Below are 20,349 nucleotides of genomic sequence, written 5' to 3'. Positions count from 1 at the left end.
GGCCCACGCCCGCTCTCGCGTCAGGACACCGTGATGGTGCCCGTGGTGTAGGGCATGTCCCACGTGGCGACCGTGTCCAGATCGGCCGTCCTGAGCAGCCGGCTGCGCCGCCCCAGCATGCCGCCGGTGCCGAGCGTCACCTCGCCCACCGGGTCGTCCTGGGCCGCGGCCTCCGCGCCGGCGCCGCCGTTGACGTACGTCACCGAGTCACTGATCTGCATGGTCCTCACTCGTCCTTCGTGTCCGCGGGAGTGGTGGTCGTGCCGTGGATGGTGCGGGTCGTGTGTGCCCTGCGGTCGTCCGTGGTGCGGTTCAGCGGTCCTGGTACCCCTCCGTGGTGCGCAGGAGGAGGAGCGACGGTACGCGCTCCGGGAATCCCGCCCGGAGGAGTCCGTGGCCGATCCCCGCGAGACCGGTCAACAGGCCGGGGTGCGGGACTCCGTCCGGGGCGCCGCTCCTGGCGTCGTTCTCCTCGACGGAGGCGAGGAGCGCCCCTGCTCGGCGGAGCCAATGCGGTCGCGCTTCGGGGAGCGCGGTATGGCCGAGGAGTTCGCACAGGCCGGCCTCTCCGTGGCACAGGCTGTCGTCGGGAGCCGCCCCGTTCTGTCCCAGTCGCTCGGCGGTCCCCCGCGCCCAGGCCGCGAGGTGCGGGTCGGTCAGGGCGCCGGGTGCGTCCAGCACGGCGAGCGCGATGCCGGCGTCTCCCCGGCACCAGGCCGAGGCCCTGGCGGTGCCCGCGAGTCCGGCACCCGGGGTGGGGGCGGAGGCTCCCCTGCGGCCTCCGCCCGAACCCGGGCCACCGCCCGAACCCGGGCCGCGGTCCGGCGCATCCGCGCCGACGGCCGCCCGGATCGCGGACAGTCCCGCCAGCCGGTACCGCTCGGCCGCCCGGCGCCCCGCCCCCGCGGTGTCCCCGACGGTGGCTTCGGCGGATTCACCGGCGATTTCCTCGGCCTCGGCGAACCTCATCAGAGCCCATCCGATCCCGGCAGTCCCCTCCGTGAAACCCCGCCCGAGAGGGGTAAGTTCGGCATCCACGGGTTCGGCGGCCGCGACAGAGTGGGCGACGCCGACCAGCCGGTCCGCGCAGGCCCGCGCAGCCCGCACGATCTCCGGATCAGCGCCCGGACCGCCACCCGTACCCGCGCCCGTGCTCGTTCCCGTACCCGTACGACCGCCGCGCGCGGCCGTCAGCGCCACAAGACCGCCCGCGAGCCCCGCGCCCACCCCGTACTCCGGCTCGACCCCGGTCGCCGCGGCGGCCAGCCGCAGTGCGCCCGATGCCCAGGCGCCGACCTCCGGATCGTCCAGCAGCCGTGCCGTCTCGGCGAGGGCGTACGCGATGCCGCCGAGTCCGGAGAAGGCCCCCGAGCCCACCGCGCCGAGTTCCTCGGGCCTTGCGTGCAGCGCTTCGAGCAGGCCGGACATCGGCGTCAGGGCCGTGCGGGCGGCCTCCGCGTAGTGTCCGGCGCCGGTGAGGGCCGCCAACTGGGCCAGGAACAGCGCCGGTCCGGTGTAGCCGTCGGCCAGGTCGGCCGCCATCGGACCGATCCGCCAGTAGCGGTCGTCGAGAAGCTCCAGGCCGATCCAGTTGCTGCGCGGCCCTTCGCGGTACGCGAGGGAGACCAGCTCATCCCCGACGGACCTGGCCGCCGAGAGCAGCCGCTCCGGCTCGGGGGCGCGTCCCGCGGTACGGGTGCGCCGCCCCGCGACCGGCCGGTGTGCGGGGACGCGGGAGGTCGTCGCCATCGCCGCCCGTACGATCCACTCCTGGTCCTGCCGGTCGACGGTGTCCAGGGCGTCGAGCTTCGCGGTGACGCGGGCGATGCCCGGCAGGTCCGTACGGTCCGCCGGCGGTCGTCCGGGTGCACCCCAGAGGCCGTCGCGACCGGGCCTGGCGGTGAACAACGGCACGTCTCCGGACCAGAGTTGGGCGATCTCCTCGTCGATCACACCGGGTGCGAGGACCGGTCCGAACTGCTCGGTCCGCAGGGTCTCCAGGACACGCTGGCGAGCGTTCGCGTCCTTCAGGAGGTCAGGATGCGTCGACTCGTCGAGCAGCAGCGAGTACACCCAGGTGGGACGCACGACCACCCGTACCTCGTCCTCCTCGAACGACCTCAACAGGCCGGAGTCGCCGTGCAGTTCGCCCGCCGCCGCGCCCATGGCCGTATACCCGGCCCGGAACCCGGCGCAGAGCGCGTCGATGTGGGCTCCCGGGTCGACGGGCCCGCCGTCCGCCGCCCTTGGCAGGTTGGCGGATTCGCCGAACGTCCCGGCCCTGCGCACCAGTCGCATCCGGTCGGTGCCGGCGTCGGCGAAGTCCGCGCGTTCGACGGGCGACACGCCCTCACGGCCACCGCCGACCGCGGACACGTCCAGAGCACTGTGGTCGCCGACCAGGAGCTGCGGCAGCAACCCGACCCGGTGCACCGAGCCGTGGAGCGCGCGGGCCGCGGGGTCGGACGTGTCTGAGCCCGGCAGCGGCGGATGGAACAGGGTCTCCACGTCGACGAGGACCGGGTGCGCGCCGACGGCGATCAGGTTCTCGTGGTGCAGGTCGGTCCCGTCGAGCAGGTGCAGCAGCGCGAGCAGCGCGCCCTGCCGGCGGTAGAACGTCTCGACCTCCGCCGATGAGGCACAGGGGCGGGCGGCGACGAACTCCACCCATCCGTACGCGCCCCGGTCGAGCAGCCGGAGGGTGCGCAGGTCCACGGTGCCGGGGAGCCCGTTGAACCAGGCGACGAGGTCGTTGAAGTGGCGGTGTACGGCGAGGGGGCGTGGCTTGTACACCAGCCGCGTGCCGTCGGCGAAGCTCAGCAGCATCACGGTGCGCCCGCCCCGGTGGCCGTCGCCGGCGCCGGGCCCGATGCCCACGAGCGGCCCCGGGTCGCCGCCGGACTTCTTCGGAAGGCCGGAGGTCATCAGCAGGGCGTGGTCGTCCGCGAGCCGTTCCAGCGCCTCCGCCACCGCATCCGCCGCGTCGAGCGCCGCCCTCCCGAGGATCCGCGCGAGTACGGGACGCCCGGCCAGCAGGTCGGAGAGTCCGCGCCGGGAAGCGGTACGCGCCAGGAAGTCCCGGAACCGGGCCCGCGAGTCGTCCCCTTCGAGCCGCCCGGCGCTACGCGCCTCGTGCAGTTCGAGGACGAGCGTCCGCGCGGCGGCCCGCGCCAGCCTGCCGCTGAGCTGCCGCTCCAGGTCGTCCCGTACGGCGGTCATGTCCACCAGCTCGCGCGCCCGGCCCGACAGACACCGCTCCAACCGCGCCCCGGCACAGCCGGTGAACGGCCGCAGGACCCATTCGAATCCGCTGAGCCCAGGCAACTCCCCCGTGGGCACGGTGGCCACGGCCCTCTCGGGAGCGGCGGCCACGGCCTCCTCGGCCAGCACGGCCCAGTCCGGCCGTTCCGCGTCCCCGTCGTCGCGGACCAGCCCGCTGTCCCACCACCGCTCGATCGCCGACAGCGACGTCGCCGCCCGCTCATGCCCGGCTCTCACCGCCATCGCCCCCTCCTCGAACCGACCCGGCCCCCCGCTCCGGGCCACGTCCGATCCTCGTACGGGGTGGGCCCGCGGGGCATGGGGAACATCCCCCCATGTTTTCCACCGGACGGCGACGGAGGCCGACGGCCGCGCGTGGGGGAGCCGGGTCGGCCGCCGGTCGGACGGACCAAGAACGCCGCCGGCCGCCCCACCGCGATCGCCGACGACGCGTACGGGATGCAGCGGCACGCCGCGAGCCCGGCACGACACCCCCTAGGAGCGCGCCGCGGGCTCCTCGCCTCGGGCGATGCCGAGGGTGGCGAGCAGGTCCTCGTGGAGTTCCATCCACACCGTGTGGCACGAGTCCGCCTTGACCCGGTCGACCCATGACAGTTCGCCGCGCCGGACCCGTGCGAGCGCGCCCGTGAAGCGGGGGCCGTACCCGTCGAGGCGGCCGATCCTCGTCCCCAGCTCCTCCGACAGCAGGTCGATGACCCCGCCCAGTTCGGTGAGTTCGTCGAGCACCCGCCCGTCCCACGCCGCGTCCCCGTGGTCGTTGACGGCCAGCCGCCCCGCGCCGTCCGGCCGCAACTGCCAGTCGGTGCACGCCCGGAGACAACGGGCGTTGTGGGCGAGGAACGTCTCGTACCGCTCCCGCACGAAGGGTCCGAGCCCCGCCCCCGCCAGCTCCCCGGCGAGCTGCCGCTCCCCCTCGGCCCGGCCGGAGTCGGTCAGGGTCCACCCCCGCGTCCCGGCGAACGCCCGCCGGGTCACCCAGCCCCTCGCCTCGTGGTCGAGCAGCGCTTCCCGTACGACCTCGGGGTCGAGCCCGTAGCGCGCCGCCGCCTCCTCGTCGTCGGCCACGCCCTTGAGCCGTACGGCGTGCAGGGCGAGCAGCTCGGGGGCGGAGCCGACGGGGCCGGCCGAGGAGTCCTGGAGATCGCTGGGGTTCACCACACTTCAGAGCATAGGTCGCCGGGTCGGGGCGGGGCCTGCCTCGTACGACACGAAGCCGGTGGCCCGAGTCACCGCGAGGACGACGGCGTCGGCTACCGCGGCGGTCTCCGTACCAGGAGGAGGGCCACGTCGTCGGTCCTGTGCGCGGCGTCCCTGACATGCAGGGTCAGCTCGTCCGCGAGCCGGTCCAGATCAGGGGCGCCCGACACCCCGAGCCGCTCCGCCAGATCCGCCATGGCGGTGCCGATGTCGAGGCCCGGAGCCTCGACGAGACCGTCGGTGTACAGGGCGAGCACGGAGCCGGGCTCCCAGGGCAGTTCCATGGTGTCGTACGTGACATCCGTCGCGATCCCCAGGAGGAGCCCCGGCGGGACCTCCAGCACCTCGGCGCTGCCGTCCGCCCGGCGCAGGAGCGGCGGCGGATGGCCCGCGCTCGCCAGTCGCAGCCGGTGTCGGGCGAGGTCGAACTCGGCGATCAGACAACTCGTGAAGCGGTCGGCGTCGAGGTCGTCGAGCAGCCGGTTCGTGCGCGCCAGGATGCCGCCGGGTGACGCGCCCGCCGTCGCGTGCGCGTGGACGGCGGTCCTCACCTGCCCCATGAGCGCGGCGGCGGTCGTGTTGTGTCCCTGGACGTCACCGATGACGGCGACGACGGAGGTCGGAGTCGCACGGACGAGGTCGTAGAAGTCCCCGCCGATGTCCATGCCGTGACCCGCCGGCAGATAGCGGGCGGCGACGTCGAGACCCGGGAGCGAGGTCAGATGGTGCGGCAGCAGAACGTTCTGCAGGCTCCGCGCGAGCGAGCGGTTGGCGTCGTACAGCCGGGCCCTGTCCAGGGCCTGGGCGATGAGCCCGGCCAGCGAGGTGAGCAGCGCGCGCTCCGCCGACGGGAAGGGACGAGGCCGACCGTACGAGAGGACCAGCGAGCCCACGGGACGGCCGGAGGCGATCAGGGGCAGGAACGCCCAGGCGTGGCGGCCCTCGTAGCGCGGGGCCTGGGGATGGGCGCGGCGAAGGTCCTCGTACGTGGGGAAGAAGACGGGGACGCCGGTGGAGAGCACCTGGGCGTCGGCGACCGGCGCCGTGAGCGGCTTGCCGTCGAAGTGATCGATGAACTCGTCGCTGTAGCCGCGGTGGCCGATGACGCGGAGTCGGCCCTCGTCGACGCTCATGAGAACGAGGCCTTCCGGGCCGAACGCGGGCACGATCTGGTCGGCGACCAGATCGACGACGTCGCGCACGCCGGCCGCCTCGGCCAGGGACGCCGCCAGATGCATGAGCTGGTAGACGGCGGTCGCACCGACCGGCTCGCCGGGGCGGTTCGGCAGCGTCGGGACGGAGGCGGTCGCGGGGGCGGCGGCTGAGCCGGGGACGGTCGCGGAGCCCGGACCGGTCCCTGAGGCGGGGGCGGTCGCGGAGCCCGGACCGGTCCCTGAGGCGGGGGCGGTCGCGGAGCCCGGACCGGTCCCTGAGGCGGGGGCGGTCCCTGAGGCGGGGGCCGTCGCGGCCCCGGGAGCAGCCGCATCCCCGGGGGCCGTCGCGGCCCCGCGGACGGAGCCCTCATAGGGGACGGGCCCGTCCTGTGGCCCGGGCGGCCCGTCGTGGGGCAGTGCCCCGTCCGCCTTCGGGATCATGAGCACACTGATGCCGGTCGCGTCCGGGTAGAGCTCGAACAGCAACGACGTCGCCGGCCCTCGCAGCACCGTGAACGACGTCGGCCGCCGGGTCACGACCGCGGCGCGGTAGCGGTCCTCGAAGGCGGGGTCGTTCAGCCACAACAGCGTCTCCCACGGCCGTCTGCCGAGGAGCGCGGCCGCGCCGGCGTTCACCAGCTCGGCGCCGGCGGTGTTGATGAACGTGATGCGCCCGTCGAGGTCCAGGGCGCAACACCCCACCGGCAGCCGCTCCGCGAGGTCGAGTGCGGCCGCCGCGAGGGCCGGGTCGGCCTCGGAGGGGCGCTCCGGGTGGACGACCAACGGTTCGGTGGGGTGAGGCGGTGGGGGATCCTGGTCGGCGGCCCGCCGCAGCAACCGTGCCGACAGACGGCCGTGGGCGTCGAGCGTCTCGTGTTCGCGCGCGTCGAGCTCCGGCGCGTGCGAGACCGGCCAGAGCAGGACGACACCGCCCCATACGGTCGTGTCGTCGGCGATGGGGACCGCCGCCAGCATGAAGTCGTACGGCAGCACGATCCCGATCCGCGGATAGCGGTGGGCGATGTCCTGCAGGCCGCTCAGCCATACGAGCTTCCGCTCGCGGATGGCGTCGGCGACCGGGATCGGGGCGTCGACCGGGATCCGTACCCAGGGCGCGGCGATCTCCCGGGACAGGCCCGAGATGAGCACCAGGCGCAGCATCCGGTCCCCCGGGATCAGCAGGTAGACCAGCCCCACCGAGGCTTCGGTGTCCCGCATGAGACCGGTGAGCACGGCGGCCATCCGGCCGTCGGCGAAGACGTCCTCGGTGCCGCTGCCCGCGCTTTCGTCCACGGGGCTCACCCGCCTGCGGGGGCCGGCACGGCACCGCGCGGGTCCGGACGCGGAGCGCGGCGGAGCCGACCGGCCCGCGTGTCCGGGCCCGGCGGCCCGGAGCGCGGTCGACGGCGGGATACGCGCTCGTCACGCATATTCGGACGATACGTCGCCCGCCCGGCGCCCGCGCGACGGAGGCGGGGCCGGGGAGGAGGCGAAGGCGGGGGGCAGGGGGCAGGGGGACAGGGGGGCAGGAGGGCGGGGCGGCGGCAGGGCCCACGGGTTCGGCCCACCCGTCGGCTATCGTGCACCGTCGCCGGCCGCCCCACTCGTCAGGGGCGGCCAGAATCAGGAGAGCGTGCATGTCAGAGGCCATACGCGGCAACGCAGCACCACCCGGCGCCGGCAATCCGCCCGCCTCCGTGCGCCGGTCCGCCCGACCGCGTACGGCGGTGGGTCGCACCCTCGCCCTTGTGCTGTACGTCTGGGGGTCGGCCGCTGTCGTCTCGGGCGTCTCGTTCCTCGTCCCGAGCGCGGAAGGGGTGGCCATCGGCACCGGAGTGGTGCTGTGCCTGGCCTTCGGGATGCTGCTGCACCTGCTGCACCGGGGCATCTGGCTGGTGCTGCTCGCGGTCGCACCGGCGCTGTTCGTGCTGGTCGGCGCGGTTCAGTACGCGCCCGAACTGGCGCTCGAACGGTACGGGGTCCGTGAGAACGTCGTCGTCGTGGCCGACAGCGCCGCCGGCACCGGCGGCAAGAACCACGAACTGACCCTGCGCGGCTCCGACGGCCAGGAGCTGGCGGAGAGGTTCGTCTATCGCGGCAGCGGCGCTCCTGCCGTCGGCGAACGCCTGGCCGTCGTGCGCGACTCACGCGGCAAGGTGCCCATGGAACAGGCCGACGAGGTCGACGCGGCCGGCCGGCTGGACGGGCTCATCGGCGGCCTCGTCGCCTGGACGGTCCTGGTGCTGCTGGCCGGCTGGCGCGGTCATGTCGCGCGCCGCCGTGACCTGCGGCTGTACGGAGGCGGCGCCGGCCGTTGAACCCCACCCGAGGGGTCCGGCGATCTCCGCCGCCACTTCACGGGGCGCCGTCGCCGCTGCCGCTCTTCGGGGCATCCCGGGGTCGCCCGCCGCGCGGCTTCGGTGCGTGGCCCGGGGGCCGGGATATCAGTGGGCGGAGGTGGCGGTCGAAGGCGACCGCCCTGTCGGGAAAGGCGCGCACCGTGACCGTACAACCCATCCCCGAGGGGTATCCGCGGGTCACGCCGTACCTCTGCCTCGACGGAGCCGCGGCCGGGATCGACTTCTACGTGGCCGTGCTCGGTGCCGAGGAGCGCATGAGGATGCCGGCCCCGGGCGGCAAGATCGGTCACGCGGAGCTGGCCATCGGGAACTCGGTCATCATGCTCGCGGACGAGTTCCCGGAGATCGGGTTCCGCTCCCCCAGGACGATCGGCGGCACGCCGGTCACCCTGCACGTGTACGTGTCGGACGTCGACGCGGTCTTCGCCCGGGCACTCGCCCAGGGCGCGAAGGAACTGTCGGCGGTCAAGGACGAGTTCTACGGCGACCGCACCGGCCAGTTCGAGGACCCCTTCGGGCACCGGTGGAACGTCGCCTCGCACATCGAGGACGTCCCGGCCGAGGAGATGGGAAAGCGGGCCAAGGAAGCGCTGGAGTCCATGAACTCCGGGTCGAACGGCGCCTGATCCCCCGGCCGCGCCTGCTCGCCGTCAGCGGCCGTACATGCCGCGGCACAGGTCGGCCGCGCCCATGGGAGCGTCGATGTCCTCGGCCTGGCGGCACAGTTGGCGCATCGCCGGAGTCCCCGCGTTCGTCGGCTGCGGCCCACCGCGCGCGGCGGGCGGCGCCTTGGGGCGTGGCGTCGTCCCTCGCCCGGACGGTACCGCCGCCCGGGGTTCCGTCCGTGTACGGGTCTTCCCGGCAGCCGGGTTCGCCGCATTCCGCGTGGCCTTCGCGCCTCTGTGCGTCGGCGGCGGCGCCGTTCGCCGCTCCGGTGACCGCCCGGCGGCGGGAACCTCGGCGGCTCCCACGACCTCCTGGGTGGCCGGCCGTCCCCTCGGCCTCCCGGTCGGCGTGCCGGGGAGCGGTTCCGTGTCGGCGATCTCCTCGTGCGGAACGGGCTGCGCGGGCACGGGCCATGCGGGGACCTGCGTCGGGATCGGTGCCGGCGGCCGGTCGGCGGCCGGCGCCGGCCCTTCGGGCGCGGGCTGAGGCCGGGACGGCGGCGGGTGGGGAACGGCCACACAGCCGGCCGTGAGGAGTACGGAGAGCAGGAGGAACGTCGTACGGCGGGGGTGCATGGAGATCACCGTGCCCGATCCGGCCCGGGGCGCGCGGGCGGCTCGGACCGGGTCCACCGTCACGGGTGAACCCGGCCGTACGGAGGGGAATCACCGCACACCGTGGCGTGGAGAAGGCCCGGGTCGATGCCGAGGCCCCCGGTGAGCAGGTCGTATGCCCCTTCGAGGCTCCGGGGCCCTCGTAGCCGCCGGGCGACCAGGTCCCGAGCATCTCGAAGACGGTCAGATGGGTGGCGTCACCGACCTCCTCCAGGTCCGTCGTGCGCAGACAGCGCTGTACGTTGACGAGGCACCAGCCCATCGGGTGGGGGCGCCCCTCCAGGTAGGGGGTGAGCGGGTGCATGCCGGAGGTGGTGAACAGGACCGGGTCGCCCGGCGGCAGCAGGGTCGATCCGGTGATGCGGCGGCGAGCGACGGTAACGCGCCGCCGTCGTTCGGGCACGCGGTTTCCCCGCGGCCGACCAGGGCCCGGGGCGTGAGCCACGAGCCACGAGCCCGCCGCGACGAGATCCCGCTCGGGCCCTTCTCCGTCCGGTGCCCGCGGCGGGCGTCGCGGTCGAATGGCGTCGCCTCCGCGCTCGACGACGTCACGCGCGAGTTCGGCACCGCCCGCGAAGGCGTCGCGAACGCCGTCGAGGGGGCGGGCGGAGCCGGCTCCCTCGGTCGGGCGCCGATCCGCGCGGTCCAGGAGTCCTTCGTCGACGGCCGGCGCGGGCCGTGTGGGCGGGGGTCGTCGTGATGGCCGCCCCCCTCCTCTGCATACTCGTCCGAGGCCCGAAGGGCACTCGGCCGCCGCCCCCCGGGGAGGATGACGACAGTTTGCGCGGAATTACGGAACGTTCTCCAGAAGGATCGTTTCCTTCCGCATGAAGCTGTTCTGAATACTGGTCAGGAACAGTTGAGGGGTTGACGATCGACGGTGGCGGGCAGGTTTGGAGGGCCGCGGGCCGGGCATCGTCCGGCGTCACGGCACTGCGGCCGTCACCTCGTGCGGGAGTGCACACAGCCCAACCGCGTCCCTCCGCGGCCGAACGAAGAAGGAGGTTGGTCCCCATGACAGTGCGTGCTCTCGAGCAGCCCCGGCTGTGGATGCCCTATCCGCTGCGGGTGAATCCGTATCTGTCGGCCCTGCACGAGGAGAGCGAGACGTGGGCGCGCGCGATGGGCATGCTGGCCGGCGCGGAAGGACCGTCGGGCCATCCCCCCATATGGACCCGCTCGCAGTTCCATGCCATGACGGTCGACCAGCTGACCTCCTGGGCCCTGCCCGACGCCTCGTTCGCCGACCTCCGGCTCAACCACCGTTTCAACATCTGGGCGTTGGCCTGGGACGACTACTTCGCCGCCGCGTTCAAGCAGACCGGTGACCTGCCCGGCGCCGTGGCCTTCACCGCCCGGCTCCACGAGTTCCTGCGACCGGACCTCGGCCACGGCGCCCGGTCGCCCGAGCCGTCGAACCCGGTCGAGCGGGGCATCGCCGATCTGCAGCGGTACTTCTTCCCGCCGCGACTGGCGCACTGGCGGCACGAGTTCAACCGGGCCCTGGTGCGCTACGTCGACGCGGGAGTCGAGGAGCTGGTCAACAGCCGCGGCGGCCGTGTCCCCCACCTGATCGAGTACGCCCCGTTCCGGCGCGAGAGCTTCGCCGCCCACACGGCCCCGTACTCCGTCGAGCTGGCCACCGGCGCGCGCATACCCGAGCAGATACGCCACAGCCGTACCGTAAGGGCCCTGCTCGACGCCTTCATGGACTACATGGGGCTGGCCAACGACCTCGCGTCGTACGAGCGGGAGGTCAACGAGGAACACGACGTCAACAACCTGGTCGTGGTCCTCGGTACGTCCCTGGGCATCGCCCTCCACGACGCCGTACCCGCCGCCCTGAACCTGGTGAACACCCGGCTGCGGGACTTCGAGCACCTCCGGCAGAGCGAACTGCCGCAGCTGGTACGGCGATCGGGTCTCGACCACGACGAGCGGGCCGAACTGGAGACCTGGCTCCAGGGGGCCTGTGGCTTCCTGTCCGGCCTCCACGCCTGGTACACGGGAGCACCCCGTTACGCCGCCACTGACCTCTCCGTACCGGAACAGCGGCAGCGGTCCTGATCCGGCGAGGGGGATACCGACGGACAGGCGTCGGCAGCCCCCTCGGCGTGCGGCCTACCTCATCCGCAGAAGGCGCTTGAGCCGCGTCCGCCACGAGGGACGGGGTTCGGGCAGGCGCTCCGGCTCGGGCGAGGGCTCCGGCTCGGCCGTCTGCCACGGCGGCGCCGCAGGCGTCCCGACGCTCGGGGCCGGCGGGGCCGGCAGCGGGCTCGGGACGTCGAAGTCCTGGGGGGCGCGGGCGGCGAAGCTCACGGGCAGGGCCGTCAGGTGCCGGGACCAGGTGGAGGAGCGCCAGGTGAGGTCCTCCTCGGGGATCGACAGGGCGATGTCGGGGAGCCGGGTGAGCAGGATGTCGATGCCGGTGTCGGCGATGATGCGGCCGATGTCCTGGCCGGGGCACTCGTGGGTGCCGGCGCTGAAGGACAGGTGCGCGCGGTTGTGGTGCACCGCCGTCGCGGGATCCGGGCGGATCGCCTCGTCGACGTTTCCGGCGGCGAGGCCGAGCAGGAGCATGTCTCCCGCCTTGATCTGCTGTCCTCCCAGGGTGGTGTCGCCGTTGGCCCAGCGGCCGGGGCACACCATCAGCGGGGGCTCGTCCCAGAGGACCTGCTCCACCGCCTCCGGCAGGGTCATCTGACCGCCGGCCAGCGATCCGCGGAACCGGGGGTCGGTGACCACCATGCGCAGGACGTTGGACATGAGGTTGGCGGTGGTCTCGTACCCGGCGAGGAGGATGAGGCGCAGGTGGTGCTGCACCTCCTCGTCCGACAGGTTCGCGGGGTGGGCCATCAGCGCGGACGCGATGTCCTGCCCGGGGCGTACCCGCTTGGCGTCGACGAGCTGCGCGAGGCTCTCCAGGACGTACGCGTTGCTGGCGAGCGAGGTCTCGGTGGCCTTGAAGAGGTCACGGGCGGCGTGGACGAGCCGGGGGCCCGCCTCGTCCGACATGCCGAGCAGGTGGGTCAGCGTGAGCATGGGGACGTGCTCGGTGAACTGGCCGACCAGTTCCGCCTCGCCGTCCTCGCAGAACGTGTCGATCACCTCGTGCGCGAAGCGGGTGATGTGACGGCGGATGCCGCGGTGGTCGAACTGGCTGAGGCCGGCCGTGACCGCGCCGCGCAGCCGCTGGTGTTCCTCGCCGTCCGCGCAGACGCAGTCGGGGCGCCAGCCGATCATCGGCACCAGCGGCGAGGTGGCGGGGTCGATCTCGCCGCTGCGCCAGCCGTGCCAGACACGGGGGTCGCGGGAGAACTGGGTCGGTCGGCTGGCCACGTCGCGGTTCTCGAGGTAGCCGAGGACGAGCCAGGCTCGTACGTCGCCGTCGAGCAGCACGGGCGCCACCGGACCGTGTTTGGCGCGCAGTTCCTCGTACAGGCCCATGGGGTCCGTCTCGGCGGCGCCGCCGTAGAGACGGGTCGCTCCGCCGGGTCCGGTGGCGGCGTGGGCCGGGCAGCCCGGAGGGGGGATCGCCCCGGGCGTGGCGGTGGTGTGTTCGGCGGGTGGCAGGGTCATGCGGTCTCCTGGGCGGCGGCGAGGGTGCGCAGGTAGACCATCAGCGACAGCAGGGCGTCACGGCAGGACGCCCGGTCACGTGCGTCACAGGTGACCATGGGCACGGATTCGCTGAGGGCCAGAGCAGCGCGCAGGTCTTCTACGGGGTGGTGCGGGGCCTCCGGGAACGTGTTGACGGCCACGACGAACGGGACGCGGCGGTCCTCGAGGCGGGTGATGACTTCGAAACAGACTTCGATCCTGCGGGTGTCGACGAGGACGACGGCGCCGAGCGCGCCTTCGAAGATGCCGTTCCACAGGAACCAGAAGCGCTCCTGTCCGGGCGTCCCGAACAGATAGAGGATCAGCTCCTCGTTGATGCTGATCCGTCCGAAGTCCATGGCGACGGTCGTGGTGTTCTTGCCCTGGGCGCCGGGGTTGTGGTCGATGCCCACGCCCGCCTGCGTCATGGTCTCCTCGGTGGTCAGGGGCGGGATCTCGCTGACCGCTCCGACCATGGTCGTCTTGCCGACGCCGAAGCCTCCGACGATCACGACCTTGACGCCTCTGGCACTGTGGGGCAGCGGCATGTCCGAGCCGCGTGGGCCGGCATCGCGTACGTCAGAGCTTGCGTAGTCCATGGATCACCGCCTCCAGCAGGCCGCGTTCGGGAAATGCCGCGACGGGCACGGGTGCGATGGCCTCGACCCGTTCGTCCTCGACGAGTTGGGAGAGCAGCGTGGTGACGACGCTGAACGGAAGGCTGAGGTACGCGGACACCTCGGCCACCGAGAGCGGGTAGGCGCACATCGTGAGGATGGCCGCCTGCTCGGGCTGCATCGCGGAGTCGGGCTCGGAGCGCGTCGCGATGAGGGTGACCAGGTTGAAGGTGTTCGCCGCGGAACCCGTGCCCCCGGTAATGACGTAGAGCGGAACGGGATCGGTTTCATTCCAGGGGTCCTGGTTCTCCGATGTCACATCGCCTGCCCGACGTCCTCACGAGGAGGGCTGGTCATGTGCTGCCCGATCCGGACCACCAGCGTCCGCATGCGGTCGCCCAGCAGGCCGGCGTCCACCTGGTCGTCGGCGAGCACCGCGAGGTAGGCACCAGGGCCGGCCGCCATCAGGGAGAAGTAACCGCCGTCGGCCTCGATCCCGACCATCCGCGTCGAGCCGTCCCCCTCGGGGAACCGCTGGGCGATGGCCCTCGCCAGGCTCTGGATGCCGGAGCAGGCCGCGGCGATCGCGTCGGCCGTGTCGGGCTCCGTGTTCGACTGCCCGATGCACAGGCCGTCCGCCGACAGCACGACGACGTGTCGTACGTACGGGACGCCGCCCACGAGCTCCTTGAGCATCCAGTCCATGTTCGGCAGTGGCAGCATGTTACTCGACCTCATCTGAAGGCTCGCGGTGTGAAGTGGAAGGTTCGGATTCCGCGCGCTTGTCGCCGTTGAAGGCCTCCCACATCAGACCCGGCTGACGGGTCGTGCCGGAGGATTCCCGGGTGGCGGCCGGAGCGGGGGGCGTGGGGCCCACCTGGACGATCGGCGTCTGGACGGGTGTCTCGCGTCGCCGCTGCGGGAGTCCGTTGACGGTCTTCCTGACCTCCGCGGATTCCTTCGGGGCGTCGCCCGGGGGCGTCGGCCTGGGCAGGATCGGACCTCCCGTGCGCCGTCGGGCGGGCGGCTGCGGGTACCGCACGGCGGACTGCGGCACTGTGGTGATCAGGTTCCTGGGGACCAGCACCACGGCCCGTACGCCTCCGTAGGCGGAGGTGCGCAGGTCGACCTCGCAGCCGTGCTCGCGGGCCAGCCGGCTGACGACGGGCAGGCCGAGCTGCGTCACCTCGCCGAGTCCGGCCAGGTGGATGCCCGACGCCGACTGCGCCATGATGCGCTCGACGCGCCGGCGGACCTCTTCGGTGAGTCCGACTCCGCGGTCCTCGATCTCGATGGCGATGCCGGAGGGCACCTCGCTCGCGGACACCTCCACCGGGGTGTGCGGCGGCGAGAACGTGGTGGCGTTGTCGAGCAGTTCGGCGAGGAGGTGCATGAGCGGCTCGGCTCCGGGGCCGACGACGGCCACGGCGGTCACCGACTGCAGCTTCACCCGGGGGAAGTCGACGATGCGCGACATGGCTCCGCGCAGCACGTCGTAGAGCGGGATCGCCTTCGACCACTGCCGTCCGGGCCGCGCGTCGCCGAGGACGGCGATGCTGGCGGCGAGGCGGCCGATCAGGGCGGTGCGGTGGTCGACGCCCTGGAGACCGCGGGAGACCACGAGATCGGTGCCGTGGATGATCTGCATCTGGTGCAGGTCCTTGGCCAGCTGGTGCACGATCGCCTGGACGCGGCGCGCGACGGCGACGAGTGCCCGCTGGGAGGCGTCCCTGGTGTACTCCTCGGCCTCCACCGCTTCCAGGAGCGTGTGCAGAGCCCCGCGGACCGCTTCGGTGAACTCCTCGTCGAGGTGCTCGCCGAAGTTGACGGACCGCAGGATCTCCGATGCGGGGTCGCCCTTCTTCATCCGGGCGACCGCGGCCGGGAGCAGCTCCTCGGCGAGCCAGACGGTGGTGGCACGCTGATCGGCCAGCCGTCCGAGCAGCGCGGACTCGCGTTGCGCGTAGTACTCCTGCGCGTCGGCGATCGCCCGCTCGTAGCGCACCACGGCCCCCGACCGCAGTCGGCGCGCGGTCACGGCGGACATGACGGTCGTCAGCGCGACCGCGGCGAGACCGCACCAGGCGACGGGTGTCCGTATCTGTGCGGAGGAGAAGAGAAAAGCCATGGCAAAGGCTCCGGCCAGAACTCCAGGGGGGAGGAGCCAAACGCGATCGACCGCGGGTGGCCGGGCTCTGGAAATTGAACCTGCACGAACCATCAAGGGGTCCCTAATCAGTCTGGAATGAACGGACTGAGGTGATGCGATGCACCGACTGGAACGAATCGGGCTTCTTTCGGGCGATTGCCACGTTCCGTCCGCTCGGCACCACAGCGTTCATGACTCGCTGTGACCGCAGCGCAACACACCGGGGAGCATAGTCAGTTCGGGTTCGCCATGTGACCGTGCTGGAAGGGCTGCCTCCAGTGGTCATTCTCGACCCATAAAGCGACCAATCACTGCACGGAAAATGCAATGAACCGATCGCATCCTGGCACCCGTTCATCAGATTTCGCGGCCCCCGAACAGACGACCGCCCCGCGAGGCGCCGGACCCGCCGGAGCCACGCGCCCCTCCCGAGCATCAGCGCCACCCCATCGCGTGTGACGTGCGTCACGCCTTAAAAGTCCTTTAAGGAACAAGGTCGGAAAGCTTCTGTTTTCGGACGCATTGAGGCCAGTTGACGCTCCCTTTGAACGATGGTCAAGATCTCCACGAGTTCGCCACACCTCACTCGGCTTCACCTCATCTGGAGCACTCGATGCGCAACAGGGCTGCCCTGACCACAGCAGTCACTCCCGTCGCCCGGGAAACAGCGCGCCCGGAGCACCCGTCCGGTCGCGTCTTCGGGAAGGTCGCCCGGCCCGACCACAGCGGTACGGGCGTACGCGGGCAGGACATCGAACTCTTCGACGCCACCGTGCGGCTGCCGAAGGTTCCGGCCCCTGCCGCGCCGCCCTCCCCCAGGTCGCGCAAGTCCCGGCCCGCCCCCACGGCGCCCCTCGCGTGGCGGCCCATGTCGCTTCCCCTGATGGTCGCGGGCGCGCTCTCCGCGGGGCTCGCCTGCGCGCTGACGGTCTGGCTCTCCGCCGACCCCGAGCCGGCGCCGCAGGCGCTCCCCTCCCTCGCGCTCCCACTCCCCGACCTCGCGACGGCCGCGCCCCCGTCCGCGGCTTCCCCGTCCGACAGCCGCCTCCCGGCCGAGGCGCACCCGGCCGAGGCGCACCCCTCGGCCGAGGAGAGCGCTCATGTCCGTGCCGCGCGGGCCACCCCTCCCCCGGCCCCCACCTCTCCCGCGCCCTCGACCACCCCCTCCCGGACGCCCGTGCCCACACGCTCCCTCGTCCCCACGACGACTCCTCCGCCGCCGCCCTCCTCACACCGCCCCCACCCGCCCTCACGGCCCGCCTCGCGCGACCTCGCCCTGGGCAGCGCCGGTCCCGAAGTCGCCGATCTCCAGCGGCGGCTCCAGCAGCTCTACCTCTATCTCGGTTCGGCCGACGGGGTGTTCACCGAGTCCGTGGGTGAGGCCCTGAGCCGCTTCCAGGTCGCCCGGAGCATCCCGGAGAGGCCAGGCGTCTACGGCCCCCTCACCCGCACCGCGCTGCGGGCCGAGACCGACTGAGCCCGGGCGCCCGCCCCGCCCCGCCTCACCCCGCCCCACCCCGCCCCCTCGCAGAAACCCAGAAAAGGACCAGCACATGAGCACCACCGGAAGAACGGGCCTTCGGCTGAGCAGCGCCGTGGCACTCGGCGTCGTCCTCGGCATCACCGCCGCGGGCCCCGCCCTCGCCACACCCCTCGCCCCCGCCGCCACCCCCGCCCCGGGGAGCGCCCGGACCTGCCCGGCTCCCGGTGAGGAACCCGGCATCGGTCACGAACCGCGGTTCACGGACACCAACGTGGCCCTGTTCGCCGGCGGCGACTACACCGCCGACGGCGCGTCCGCCGAGGCCGAGGGACTGCTGGTCGTCGGCGGGAACGCCACGTTCGCCAAGGCGTCCGGCGGCGTGTTCAACGTCGGCCGCGCCGGCGCGGGTTCCGGCATCGTGCCGCCGCCCGGGTCGGTCATGCTGGCCGTGGGCGGGGACCTGGCGATAGCCGGTGGGACGACGGTCGACGTCGGCCACGGCCTCACCTCCGCCTCCGGCCACGGCGGTGCCGTCCGCGTCGGCGGCGCCATCGACGAGAAGGGCAGGCTGGAGACGAACGGCGGGAGCCGCTCGGCGGGACTCGGTGCGCACGAGGCCCTCACGCCGTACGACACGTTCGCCGGCACCGTACGGGACGAGTCGGCGTCCCTCGGTTCGCTGAAGCCCACGGGTACGAGCGTGCGCCGGGGCGACACCGTCACCTTCGAGGGCGGCCAGGCAGGCACCGGTGGCCCGCAGGTGTTCGAGATCTCCGCCAAGGAGCTGGACGGCGCCTCGTCCTTCGACTTCCGGTCGATTCCCGGACGATCCGCCGTCGTGGTGAACGTGACGGGACGTCAGGCGGTGGGCATCTCCCCCCTGTCCGTCGGGTTCAACGGGGACCGCGTCGACGGGTACGGCTCCGCGCACTTCGGCGAGGCCGCCGCGCGGATCCTCTACAACTTCGAGGCGTCCCCGTCGCTCACCCTCGGCGGCGGAGGGAACTTCATGGGGTCGATCCTCGCCCCCGAGGCGTCCGCGGACCTGACGGCCAGCACGAACGGCCGCGTCTACGTCGGCGGCGACCTGCGCACCCACGGCACGGGGAACGAGACCCACAACTACCCGTGGACCGGCTCCTCGACGTTCAGCTGCAAGCCCACCCCCGAGGGCCCGGGCGCCACCCCCACGCCGGCCCCCTCCTCCACGACGCCCACCACCTCGTCGCCGACCCCCTCCTCCTCGCAGCCCGCGGAGGAGACCCCGGGGGCCCCGGAGTCGACGGCGCCCGAGGGCTCCGCGCCTCCCACCGAGAGCAGCTCCGCGCCCGCCGCGCCCGGTACGACGCCGCCCTCGCCGTCCGTCACCGAGCCCGGCGACAGCTCCCTCGCGACCACGGGTGCGCAGCTCACGCCGTACGCCGTCGCCGCCGCGGCCCTGGGCGCGGCCGGTGCCGCGATCCTCGTACTCGCCCGTCGCCGCCGCGCAGGCGCCCGGCGCTGAGCCGGTGCCGGTGCTCGCGCCGGTGACCTGACGGCACGCCCGACCACGGGCGGGCCACGAACGAACACTCCACGGAGCCGCCCTCCGGCCGGGAAGTCATCCCGGCCGGAGGGCGGCTCTGTGCCGTTTCGCTCCCCCGGCATCCCCACCCCACCTCGATGGATACCTAGGGGGGTATTTGACTTGCCGCGCCGAGTGCCCTTACGGTCGAGCTCGCACATACCCAGGGGGGTATCACAGACCAAGGGGTACCCCGGTCCGTGCATACCGCACGAAAGGATGGCCGTGTTCTTCGCCCAGTACTACCTCGACTGTCTCTCCCAGGCGTCCTACCTGATCGCCGACGAGCGGACCGGCCAGGCGGTGGTCGTCGACCCGCGTCGCGACGTCTCCGAGTACCTGGCCGACGCCCGTGCCCACGGCCTGACCGTGGTCGGCGTCATCAACACCCACTTCCACGCCGACTTCGTCGCCGGCCACCTGGAGCTGGCCGACACCACCGGCGCCTGGATCGGCTACGGCAGCCGGGCCGAGACCGAGTACCCGATCCGCACGCTGGCCGGGGGCGAGCGGATCGCCCTCGGCGACGTCGCCCTGGAGATCATGGAGACGCCCGGGCACACCCCGGAGTCGATCAGCGTCCTGGTGTACGAGCACGGTGAGGACACCGTCCCGTACGGCGTCCTCACCGGCGACGCCCTCTTCATCGGCGACGTCGGCCGCCCCGACCTGCTCGCCTCCGTCGGCGTCACCGCCGAGGAGCTCGGCGCGATGCTCCACGACAGCGTCCAGAACAAGCTGATGGCCCTCCCCGACGAGGTGCGGGTATTCCCCGCGCACGGGGCCGGCTCCGCCTGCGGCAAGAGCCTCTCCACCGAGAAGCAGTCCACGATCGGGGCGCAGCGTGCCACCAACTACGCCTGCGCGCCGATGAGCCGCGACGCCTTCGTCGCACTGGTCACCGCCGGGCAGCCCGCCGCGCCGGGCTACTTCGCCTACGACGCCGAGCTCAACCGCAGGAACCGGGACCGGTACGACGCCACGACGGCGGCGCGCTCGCTCTCCCGCCCCGAGTTCGCCGAGCTGCGCCGCTCGGGCGCGGTCGTCGTCGACGCGCGCTCACCCCAGGAGTTCGCGGCGGGCCACCTGTACGGCGCGGTGAACGTTCCCGCCGACGGCCGGTTCGCCGAGCAGGCCGGCAGCGTCCTCGACCCCGTCGGCGACCTGGTCGTCATCGCGCCGGAGAACCGCGAGGAGGAGGTCGTGACCCGCCTCGCCCGGATCGGCTTCGACCGCGTGGCGGGCTGCCTGCGCGACCCCGAGGACGCCCTGGAGGAGCTGGCCGACGAGGTCACCGCGGCGAGTCGGCTGACCGCCGCCCAGCTCCGGGCCGCGCTCGCGGGCGAGCACCCTCCGGTGGTCGTGGACGTCCGCACCTGCGGTGAGCGCGAGACGAACGGCTTCATCGACGACGCCCTGCACATCCCCCTGAGCGAGCTTCCCCGGCGCACGGACGAGCTGCCCGCCGACCGGCCCCTGGTCGTGCACTGCGCCGGCGGTCACCGCTCCTCCATCGCGGCGAGCCTGCTGCGCCACCGCGGCTTCGAGGACGTCTCCGACGTCCTGGGCGGCCACGCGGCCCTGGCCCAGCCCACGGCCCCTGCCGCCGTCTGACCTTCCGGGCGCTCTCGGGGGCCTCGCCGCTCCGACGCGGCAGCCCTTC

At 73.0% G+C, this 20,349-nt stretch carries 16 protein-coding genes and 1 pseudogene; 7 read left to right on the top strand and 10 right to left on the bottom strand.

Annotation, left to right across the window (positions count from 1 at the left end; translation table 11 throughout):
- Nucleotides 1–20 precede the first annotated feature (20 nt).
- From E0F75_RS21640 to E0F75_RS21625, 4 genes are all read right to left on the bottom strand, one after another.
- Nucleotides 21–221 carry a hypothetical protein gene (locus E0F75_RS21640; RefSeq protein WP_187624205.1) on the bottom strand — a complete coding sequence of 67 codons (201 nt, stop codon included), beginning with the start codon at nucleotides 219–221 and terminating at the stop codon, nucleotides 21–23.
- A gap of 91 nt (nucleotides 222–312) precedes the next feature.
- Entirely contained in the window at nucleotides 313–3,504 is a 3,192-nt protein-coding gene (locus E0F75_RS21635; RefSeq protein WP_187624204.1) for a type 2 lanthipeptide synthetase LanM family protein, read from the bottom strand.
- A 252-nt stretch (nucleotides 3,505–3,756) separates the two neighbouring features.
- Entirely contained in the window at nucleotides 3,757–4,440 is a 684-nt protein-coding gene (locus tag E0F75_RS21630) for a transcriptional regulator (protein ID WP_229312773.1), read from the bottom strand.
- 92 nt (nucleotides 4,441–4,532) lie between these two features.
- Nucleotides 4,533–6,926, bottom strand: a complete 2,394-nt coding sequence (locus E0F75_RS21625) for a SpoIIE family protein phosphatase (protein ID WP_187624203.1) — start codon at nucleotides 6,924–6,926, stop codon at nucleotides 4,533–4,535.
- A 344-nt stretch (nucleotides 6,927–7,270) separates the two neighbouring features.
- Between E0F75_RS21625 and E0F75_RS21620 the strand changes: the two genes are divergently transcribed.
- Together E0F75_RS21620 and E0F75_RS21615 are read left to right on the top strand one after the other, a co-directional pair.
- Complete coding sequence (locus tag E0F75_RS21620; RefSeq protein ID WP_194481425.1) at nucleotides 7,271–7,951, top strand: hypothetical protein; 681 nt, start codon at nucleotides 7,271–7,273, stop codon at nucleotides 7,949–7,951.
- Nucleotides 7,952–8,133: 182 nt separating this feature from the next.
- The gene (locus tag E0F75_RS21615; protein ID WP_187624202.1) at nucleotides 8,134–8,619 is read left to right on the top strand and encodes a VOC family protein; all 486 of its coding nucleotides are present in this window, start codon (nucleotides 8,134–8,136) and stop codon (nucleotides 8,617–8,619) included.
- Between the two features lie 689 nt (nucleotides 8,620–9,308).
- Here the strand turns inward: E0F75_RS21615 and E0F75_RS21610 are convergent.
- Nucleotides 9,309–9,676, bottom strand: a pseudogene (locus tag E0F75_RS21610) (alanine--tRNA ligase-related protein); the annotation flags it as partial.
- A 33-nt stretch (nucleotides 9,677–9,709) separates the two neighbouring features.
- Here E0F75_RS21610 and E0F75_RS40425 point away from each other — a divergent pair.
- Nucleotides 9,710–9,973, top strand: coding sequence for a hypothetical protein (locus E0F75_RS40425; RefSeq protein ID WP_308189593.1), 264 nt, complete (start codon nucleotides 9,710–9,712; stop codon nucleotides 9,971–9,973).
- A gap of 314 nt (nucleotides 9,974–10,287) precedes the next feature.
- Nucleotides 10,288–11,340, top strand: a complete 1,053-nt coding sequence (locus E0F75_RS21600; RefSeq protein ID WP_187624201.1) for a hypothetical protein — start codon at nucleotides 10,288–10,290, stop codon at nucleotides 11,338–11,340.
- Between the two features lie 54 nt (nucleotides 11,341–11,394).
- Here the strand turns inward: E0F75_RS21600 and E0F75_RS21595 are convergent, their stop codons facing one another.
- The 5 genes from E0F75_RS21595 to E0F75_RS21575 are packed head-to-tail and all read right to left on the bottom strand — an operon-like array spanning nucleotide 11,395 to nucleotide 15,618.
- The gene (locus tag E0F75_RS21595; protein WP_187624200.1) at nucleotides 11,395–12,852 is read right to left on the bottom strand and encodes a cytochrome P450; all 1,458 of its coding nucleotides are present in this window, start codon (nucleotides 12,850–12,852) and stop codon (nucleotides 11,395–11,397) included.
- Entirely contained in the window at nucleotides 12,849–13,472 is a 624-nt protein-coding gene (locus tag E0F75_RS21590; protein ID WP_187624199.1) for an ATP/GTP-binding protein, read from the bottom strand. The genes E0F75_RS21595 and E0F75_RS21590 overlap by 4 nt, the downstream gene beginning before the upstream one ends.
- Nucleotides 13,453–13,809 carry a DUF742 domain-containing protein gene (locus E0F75_RS21585; RefSeq protein ID WP_187624198.1) on the bottom strand — a complete coding sequence of 119 codons (357 nt, stop codon included), beginning with the start codon at nucleotides 13,807–13,809 and terminating at the stop codon, nucleotides 13,453–13,455. Before E0F75_RS21585 ends, E0F75_RS21590 begins: the two co-directional genes overlap by 20 nt.
- Nucleotides 13,806–14,213, bottom strand: coding sequence for a roadblock/LC7 domain-containing protein (locus E0F75_RS21580; RefSeq protein WP_229312772.1), 408 nt, complete (start codon nucleotides 14,211–14,213; stop codon nucleotides 13,806–13,808). The genes E0F75_RS21585 and E0F75_RS21580 overlap by 4 nt, the downstream gene beginning before the upstream one ends.
- A 1-nt stretch (nucleotide 14,214) precedes the next feature.
- Complete coding sequence (locus E0F75_RS21575) at nucleotides 14,215–15,618, bottom strand: ATP-binding protein (RefSeq protein WP_187624197.1); 1,404 nt, start codon at nucleotides 15,616–15,618, stop codon at nucleotides 14,215–14,217.
- Between the two features lie 634 nt (nucleotides 15,619–16,252).
- On the opposite strand from E0F75_RS21575, the gene E0F75_RS21570 reads away from it, so the two are divergent.
- The 3 genes from E0F75_RS21570 to E0F75_RS21560 all read left to right on the top strand — a co-directional run bounded on the left by E0F75_RS21570 (nucleotide 16,253) and on the right by E0F75_RS21560 (nucleotide 20,300).
- Entirely contained in the window at nucleotides 16,253–17,116 is an 864-nt protein-coding gene (locus tag E0F75_RS21570) for a peptidoglycan-binding protein (RefSeq protein WP_187624196.1), read from the top strand.
- 76 nt (nucleotides 17,117–17,192) lie between these two features.
- On the top strand, nucleotides 17,193–18,626 hold the full coding sequence (locus E0F75_RS21565; protein WP_187624195.1) for a choice-of-anchor A family protein: 1,434 nt from the start codon (nucleotides 17,193–17,195) through the stop codon (nucleotides 18,624–18,626).
- A gap of 285 nt (nucleotides 18,627–18,911) precedes the next feature.
- Nucleotides 18,912–20,300 (top strand): rhodanese-like domain-containing protein, encoded by a 1,389-nt coding sequence (locus E0F75_RS21560; protein ID WP_187624194.1) that lies wholly within the window; start codon nucleotides 18,912–18,914, stop codon nucleotides 20,298–20,300.
- The last annotated feature ends 49 nt before the right edge of the window (nucleotides 20,301–20,349 follow it).

Source organism: Streptomyces sp. CB02980 (genome assembly GCF_014451325.2).
Classification (GTDB): domain Bacteria; phylum Actinomycetota; class Actinomycetes; order Streptomycetales; family Streptomycetaceae; genus Streptomyces.
Note: the sequence above shows the minus strand (reverse complement) of the source record. Positions and strands in the feature narration are given on the sequence as shown.